The 6,837-nt window shown below is 26.4% G+C and carries 8 protein-coding genes; all 8 read left to right on the top strand.

The genetic code is table 11. From position 1 onward, the window contains the following. Positions 1 to 203 precede the first annotated feature (203 nt). The 8 genes from J7M87_RS20050 (at position 204) to J7M87_RS20015 (ending at position 6,341) form a co-directional block, all read left to right on the top strand. Positions 204 to 662, top strand: a complete 459-nt coding sequence (locus J7M87_RS20050) for a hypothetical protein (RefSeq protein WP_291653983.1) — start codon at positions 204 to 206, stop codon at positions 660 to 662. 175 nt (positions 663 to 837) lie between these two features. Next, positions 838 to 1,572, top strand: a complete 735-nt coding sequence (locus tag J7M87_RS20045) for a hypothetical protein (protein WP_291653981.1) — start codon at positions 838 to 840, stop codon at positions 1,570 to 1,572. A gap of 509 nt (positions 1,573 to 2,081) precedes the next feature. Then, positions 2,082 to 3,062, top strand: coding sequence for an NAD(P)H-quinone oxidoreductase (locus J7M87_RS20040; RefSeq protein WP_291653978.1), 981 nt, complete (start codon positions 2,082 to 2,084; stop codon positions 3,060 to 3,062). A gap of 588 nt (positions 3,063 to 3,650) precedes the next feature. Next, positions 3,651 to 3,971, top strand: coding sequence for a PadR family transcriptional regulator (locus J7M87_RS20035; RefSeq protein WP_156174324.1), 321 nt, complete (start codon positions 3,651 to 3,653; stop codon positions 3,969 to 3,971). A 15-nt stretch (positions 3,972 to 3,986) separates the two neighbouring features. Then, positions 3,987 to 4,715 (top strand): DUF2812 domain-containing protein, encoded by a 729-nt coding sequence (locus tag J7M87_RS20030; RefSeq protein WP_291653974.1) that lies wholly within the window; start codon positions 3,987 to 3,989, stop codon positions 4,713 to 4,715. A 178-nt stretch (positions 4,716 to 4,893) separates the two neighbouring features. Further along, positions 4,894 to 5,007, top strand: a complete 114-nt coding sequence (locus J7M87_RS20025) for a helix-turn-helix domain-containing protein (protein ID WP_291653972.1) — start codon at positions 4,894 to 4,896, stop codon at positions 5,005 to 5,007. Positions 5,008 to 5,073: 66 nt separating this feature from the next. Beyond that, the gene (locus J7M87_RS20020; protein WP_291653970.1) at positions 5,074 to 5,388 is read left to right on the top strand and encodes a hypothetical protein; all 315 of its coding nucleotides are present in this window, start codon (positions 5,074 to 5,076) and stop codon (positions 5,386 to 5,388) included. A gap of 803 nt (positions 5,389 to 6,191) precedes the next feature. Further along, entirely contained in the window at positions 6,192 to 6,341 is a 150-nt protein-coding gene (locus J7M87_RS20015; RefSeq protein WP_291653968.1) for a hypothetical protein, read from the top strand. The last annotated feature ends 496 nt before the right edge of the window (positions 6,342 to 6,837 follow it).

Raw genomic sequence — 6,837 nt, 5'->3', positions numbered from 1 at the left:
TATTTTACTCATATTAAATCACCTCATAACTTTATTGTACAAAAAAAGAACCTATATAGATAGACTCTCTTTTATAAGTGTCCATCTTATAGGTTCCATTTTAATACTATCATGATGTTTTATATCTAAAAGAATTTGTAGATATAAATGCAATAGGAACAACAAACTATAATTCATTTATAGAAGATATAACTAAGGAAGAGGTGTATTACCTAAATGGATGTATAAATGATTACTATGATCCATATTTAAATAAAATAATATCCTTTGATGAAAACAAGGAGAAAAATCATATAATAGTCCCTTTCTTATTTACCCAAAGTGGTATAAAACCATTAACTTCTGTTAAGATGTCTAAAAGATACGTAGATATGTTTAATAAGTTTAAAGAATCAGATATTATTTGTGTATGCGGATTTGCCTTCAATTGTGATGATGGACATATAAATGGATTATTTAGAGAATTAATAGAAGATTATAATAAAATTTTATGCATACTTCATTATGTAGATGGAAGCCACTTCAACTCAAGAACAGTAATAAATGAATATAAAGAAAAGTTAAGATTAGATAATGCTTCAAACTTAAGAATTGTAGCGGTAGATAGGAGTAGGAATGAAATTGGTAGTGGGGAGAAGTGGTTTGAGGTTGTGGTTAAGTAAGAGAAGATTTAGAATAACTTACGTTGAAGCATATCTATGGAGAACCAAAATTATTCGTTCTAATAATTTTGGTTAATATGAAATTTATAAATAGCATCATTGACTGGTGTTATAATTATCCTAGTAATTTGTTGGAAGATATAGTGTGTAAGTGGGATTTGGAGAGGAAAATAAAATGACTAGTTATATTTTGAAAGTTGTTAAGAGTGAATATGATTATGATGCATCACCAGAGGCATGGAACGAATATAAAGAAATCTATACTCCTTCAAGATGGGCTTTTTGGGGAAAGTTTGATTATAATAATTTGAAAAAGCAAGGTATTAGAATTTACGCACCAATTAACATTAATGAAAAATATGCGCAATTTAATCAATATCCAAAATTTAAAATGAGTGGCGACACAGACTTTAACTTTGGAAAAAATAAAAAATCCAAAAAAAAATATGAACAATTTAAGGAATTGTTACGACGTGATTATGAAAGGGACGAATTTAATGCTTATTTAGATGAATTGGATCAATGTTATGATGCGTACCATAAACTTGAAAATTTCTCTTTTATGCCAATGACAGGTGGTTTGCAACTGGTAAAAGGATCGTGTCAGTATGATAGACTTGATATGTTTGTATATAGATTAAGTAGATATTATCAAACAGAGGGAAAAGATAAATTTATACTTAGTCGTGCGAGAGCTTCCAATAGAGAAGCATTGGAAACCTATTTGAAGTTATTTGATAGTATTTATGATTATTGCTCTAAAATCTATATGATTAATAGTAAGGTATTTGTTAATAAAATAATAGCACAAGGAGAAGAATCAATAGACAGTGGAGCAAGCGTTGTTAGATATATGAAACTTGCAGAAGAATTCTGGGATAATAAAAAACAAACACTAAAGAATGATTAATGGGATTAATTAATATTATGTCTATGACAAACTCCAATTTGTGTGGATGAAATGAGTTGAAAACTATTGGATAGAAATGATGATGATATAAAACATTAAATGTATAAGTAATTTGGAAATGCAAATAGCAGGATAGGTTTTAAAAGACTAACTTTTTTTTAAAAAATATATAATTAAAACTTGAATTTGAAATAATATTAATTATATTGTATCTGGGAAAATATAATTTTTTTTATATATGCTAAGGTGAACCGTATCATAAGTAAATTAGGTTTTTACATTTCATATAAAATAATCTTAAAGATTTAAGAAAATATATAGATAATATTAAAGAATGATTCAGATATCGAATTTTTATATCTATACTATTATTAAGTATAGCAAAGAAAAGAGCAGTATCTTGATAATATTAATTTACTATTATAAAATATAAACATATTTAGTGAAAATTACTTACTTAAGTAACTTAAATAAAAGCAAGAATAATAGTAATATAGGAAGTGTCATTTATGAAGAGTGTTATTGTAAAAAAACCAGGAGGTTATGAGCAACTTGAGGTTGTTGATATGAATATACCTAAAATAAAAGAAGGGGAATTACTTATAAAAGTACATTCTGCAGCAGTTAATCGTACAGATATTATAACAAGAGAGGGAAAAGTAGGCTATCTTGAAAATCCTATTTTAGGAGTGGAGATTTCAGGAGTGGTTACTGAAATAAGTGGGGAAAGCTCTTTTTCTATAGGAGATAGAGTAATGGGATTAGTTAATGGTGGTGGTTATGCTGAATTTGCTGTAATGCCATCAGATAGAGCTATAAAAATTCCTAATTCTTTATCATTTGATGAAGCAGCTGCAATTCCAGAAGTATTTTTAACTGCATATCAGACATTATTTTGGCTTGGTAAACTTAAAAAAAATGAAACTGTTTTAATTCATGCAGGTGCAAGTGGTGTTGGAACAGCAGCAATTCAATTGGCAAAACATATTAGTGATGCAAAAGTTATTGTTACTGCTGGTTCTAAAAGGAAACTAGATTTTTGTAGGGACCTTGGAGCAGATGTTCTTATAAATTATAAAGAACAATCATTTGATGAAGAAGTTTTAAAAGCAACAAATGGTAAAGGTGTAGATTTAATTTTAGATTTTATTGGAGCTGATTATTGGAATAAAAACTTAGCTAGTATTAAAAAAGAAGGACGATGGGTTCTTATTGGTATACTAGGTGGAGCAGAGGTTGAAAAAGTAAATTTACTATCAATTATGTCAAAGTGTATTCAATTTACAGGAACTTTATTAACTCCAAGAAGTAATGAATATAAAGCTATTTTAACAAAGGAGTTTTCTGAAAATATAATATCGTACTTTGAAGATAAAAAAATAAGACCTATTATTGATACTAAGTTTTCTTTAGAGGACATTGGAAAGGCACATTTACATATGGAAGGTAATCATAATATAGGAAAAATTATAATTAATGTGTGTGAGTAATAGAAAATGAAGCTTAGTCAGTATATCTTGGTTTTAGAAAAGAATAAACAACTTTAATAATTAATTATAATCATTAAATGTGACAAATAGATTATATTTAGTATAAACATTAGTTAAAATATGTTTTAGCTTTTAATAGTTACTAAACTACATAAGTTTATTGTTATGGATATATGATTTAAATATATGAAGTTGAATTATAAATATATATTATAATTAACTAGTATTCTATAAAAGCTAAATTTGGTAAAATTCTTACTTGTATTTATATGTACAGGTAAGAGTTTTTTTATTTAGAAGGGAGAAAAGTATAATGAAAAAGGTTTATAAAGAAAATCATCAAGAATATATGATGTAGAATATCTACTAACAGAAATACTAAGATATCCTAAGTGTGGAGCTGGCATGGTGATTTTAATAACTATTAATAAATTAGCTTATGGACTAAGAAGAGAAAGCTTCATTATAATTATTTTTATAATTTTACAAAGATAATATATGTGAATATTTGACAACTATATCATTTGTTGATATATTATATTTAATGATATATCAATAAATGATATATATAATAGAAAGGAGAATTTTATGCCAAGAAAAGATTCTATTGATATTGGGGAACTAACAGATTCTGCTTTTTATATTTTATCTAGTGTTATTGAGGAAAAGCACGGATACCTAATTATGAAAACTATTGAGAACCTTACTAATAATGAAGTTACTATTGGTCCTGCATCACTTTATACAACACTAAAAAAGCTTTTATCAGCAGATTTAGTGGAGTTAAGTTCTGACACAGATGATAATAAAAAAGTATATAAAATAACAAATAAAGGACGAGAGATGCTAATAAAAGAGATTGAGCGTAAAAAACAGATGGTTAAATTTGCTGAAAATTTTTTGGATTAGGAAAGGGTGATATTCTTGAAAAGTAAATATATAATGATTAATGGTCTTGCTTTTAGTGAAGAAAGTGATATGGAAAAACTAAAAAATTATGCAAAGCAAGGTTGGATATTAGAAGATATAGTCGGAGGTTTTTTCTATAAGCTAAGAAAAGATAAGCCTCAAAATATAGTGTATAGTTTAGATTATCAATTGGATGCCGATGGAGAGTATTTTACCATATTCAAAGAAGCTGGATGGGAGCTTGTTCTTTCTGTCAATAAGCAAATGCATATTTTTTTAGCGCAATCTGGGACTAAGCCTATTTATAGTGATAGTAAATCGGAAATAGATAAATATACACGTGTAAGAAATCAAACAAGAATGGGAACAATCTATTCTTTAATAATAGCTATAGTATTAATAAGCTTGTTAGTTATTTCTGCAATAGCAATAAGACCTATATTTCTGATTATCTTAGCGTTATTAGTAATTGATATTTTCATATTTATCTTTAATTTTATGCCTTACTTAGCGTATAACTCTAGAATTAAGCAAATAAAAAAGTATGGTAAATGTAAAAGTGAAGCAGAAAATAACAAGCTCACCTGGAAGTTATATGCAATTGCAGGTGTTCTATGGTTATCTATAGGAATATGGCATTTAATTGGGAAACTATATTTTTCTGCAATATTTTTTATGATTTTTGGTGCTTATTTTATTTTTTCAAGTTCAGCCTACTTTAAGAAATATAAAAAGTCTTTTTAAATTTTATTCAAAACATTTAAAATGTAAAAATCTCATTTACAAGCAATACGTAGAATTGTATCATAAATGAGTTTTTTACTAAACTTGTAATATTCTACTTTTACTCTATCGATTCTACTTGTGGTGGGTTTCAATATAGTGACTTTGGAATTATTATACTATTAAAGGTGGTGTAATCATGGATACAAAAAAAATCGGAAGATTTATAGCAGATGCTAGAAAAAAGAAAAAACTTACACAGGCAGAACTTGGAGAATATCTAAATGTAACTGATAAAGCAGTTTCAAAATAGGAGTGTGGTAAGTGTCTACCAGATAGTTCATTATTTGAAGAGATAAGTAAAGTATTGGAGGTTTCAATGAGGGAATTATTAAAGGGTGAATATATTGAAGAAGAAAATGTAGAGGTAGAAAGCAATAAAACTATAAACTCATTACTTAATGAGATTCAAAAATTGAAAAGAAATGAATCCTTGGTTGGGGCTTTATGTGCCATATTAATATCATTTATTACAGCAATTTATTCTGTTATATGGCAACCTGGTGTAAAAGCTTATCAACAATTTTTTTCAGGATTTATTGAAGCTATCAGTGGTGGGTGCCTTATTATAGGAATAATTCTTATATTCTATACATGGGTAAAGTATTCAGAAAAAAACTCAAATAATAAATAGAAATCAATTAATGTTTACGAATATATGTAAGAGTGAGATCTTGTAGCATATGTACAGAAGAATAAAATTATAAAACCTCATTTATTTATAATACGGAGAAGTGTATTATAAATAAATGAGGTTTATACTTAAATTGTAAATAAGTATAAACCTAAAGGTGTCTTTAAATATGACACCTTTATTTATAAGAATAATGCACTTAAGCTGGATATCTTAAATTTTTAAGAATAAGTAACATCACGTGTTTCAATTTTATTCATTGACAAATAGCATGAAGTTATACCAATAATAATCCATATTAAAGCAGCTATATTTTTATATATGTAATGTTCCTTCTTTCTGACTATAAATTTAAGATAATAGACACTTTAGACTTAATTGTAAATTGATAAAGTAAACATGAGTATTATAATATACATATTACATAGGAGTGTAGAGTTATTCACTTCACTTGAAGATAAGTAAAAAAAATGTAGTTACTTTATTTATAAATAAGGTAACTACATTTTTTATAATGGGTATAGTTTGAATTTTTACTTATGATAAGAATAAGTTTATGATAAGTAAATAAGGTTTGTTCAACTAAATCCATAATAGAATATTTATAAATTATTTAAAAAATATAAAAAGAGTGAAATAGTATAATCATTTAGTATGGTAGCTATTTAGATAGTGGGGCAACGTGAGTATTTTATTATTATTACATGGAGAAATTAATGTTTATTTTATAAGTATAATATTATGTTAATAAATGTAATATATGCTATAATTAACATGAGTGATGTTGTAAAAAGGGGAGGATTATGACTAAAGCTTCTTTGGTTTTTGGAGCTGGTGATGAATGTTCATATTGGCCACCATCAGGAGGAAAGTTCTCACTTGATATTTTTAGAATGAATACTAGTGGTGATAAGATAAATTTAAAAGAACAATTAAACAATGTGGGTGAGTAATCAAATTATGAAAGATGGTTACTAGAAGGCAAACAATAATTAATTCTAACTGGAGATAAATTTATAGCCCCAAAATAGATTGGGCTAAATTCAATAAAATAGTTATATTTTTATATACAGTAAAAAGATATATAGAATCAATAGCTAAAAGTAATACAGAAAAAATAAAAGAAGGTAATTGATACTATCATGACGTTTTATATCTAAAAGAATTTGTATATATAAATGCAGTAGGCACAACAAACTATAATTCATTTATAGAAGATATAACTAAGGAAGAGGTATATTACCTTAATGGATCAATAAATGATTACTATGATCCATATTTAAATAAAATAATATCCTTTGATGAAAATAAAGAGAAAAATCATATTAAAATGGAACCTATAAGATGGACACTTATAAAAGAGAGTCTATCTATATAGGTTCTTTTTTTGTACAATAAAGTTATGAGGTGATTTAATATGAGTAAAATAAGGTTCTCAAATAATGAAAT

It is taken from the genome of Clostridium sp. (assembly GCF_017888565.1).
Classification (GTDB): Bacteria; Bacillota; Clostridia; order Clostridiales; family Clostridiaceae; genus Clostridium.
The sequence above is the reverse complement of the archived record's forward strand: the minus strand, read 5'-3'. Positions and strand labels throughout refer to the sequence as shown.

Excerpts from the sequence above, each read along its gene's own strand:
- J7M87_RS20045 (WP_291653981.1), top strand. The coding sequence starts at position 838 with ATGACTAGTTATATTTTGAAAGTTGTTAAGAGTGAATATGATTATGAT.
- J7M87_RS20040 (WP_291653978.1), top strand. The coding sequence starts at position 2,082 with ATGAAGAGTGTTATTGTAAAAAAACCAGGAGGTTATGAGCAACTTGAG.
- J7M87_RS20035 (WP_156174324.1), top strand. The coding sequence starts at position 3,651 with ATGCCAAGAAAAGATTCTATTGATATTGGGGAACTAACAGATTCTGCT.
- J7M87_RS20025 (WP_291653972.1), top strand. The coding sequence starts at position 4,894 with ATGGATACAAAAAAAATCGGAAGATTTATAGCAGATGCTAGAAAAAAG.
- J7M87_RS20020 (WP_291653970.1), top strand. The coding sequence starts at position 5,074 with ATGAGGGAATTATTAAAGGGTGAATATATTGAAGAAGAAAATGTAGAG.
- J7M87_RS20015 (WP_291653968.1), top strand. The coding sequence starts at position 6,192 with ATGACTAAAGCTTCTTTGGTTTTTGGAGCTGGTGATGAATGTTCATAT.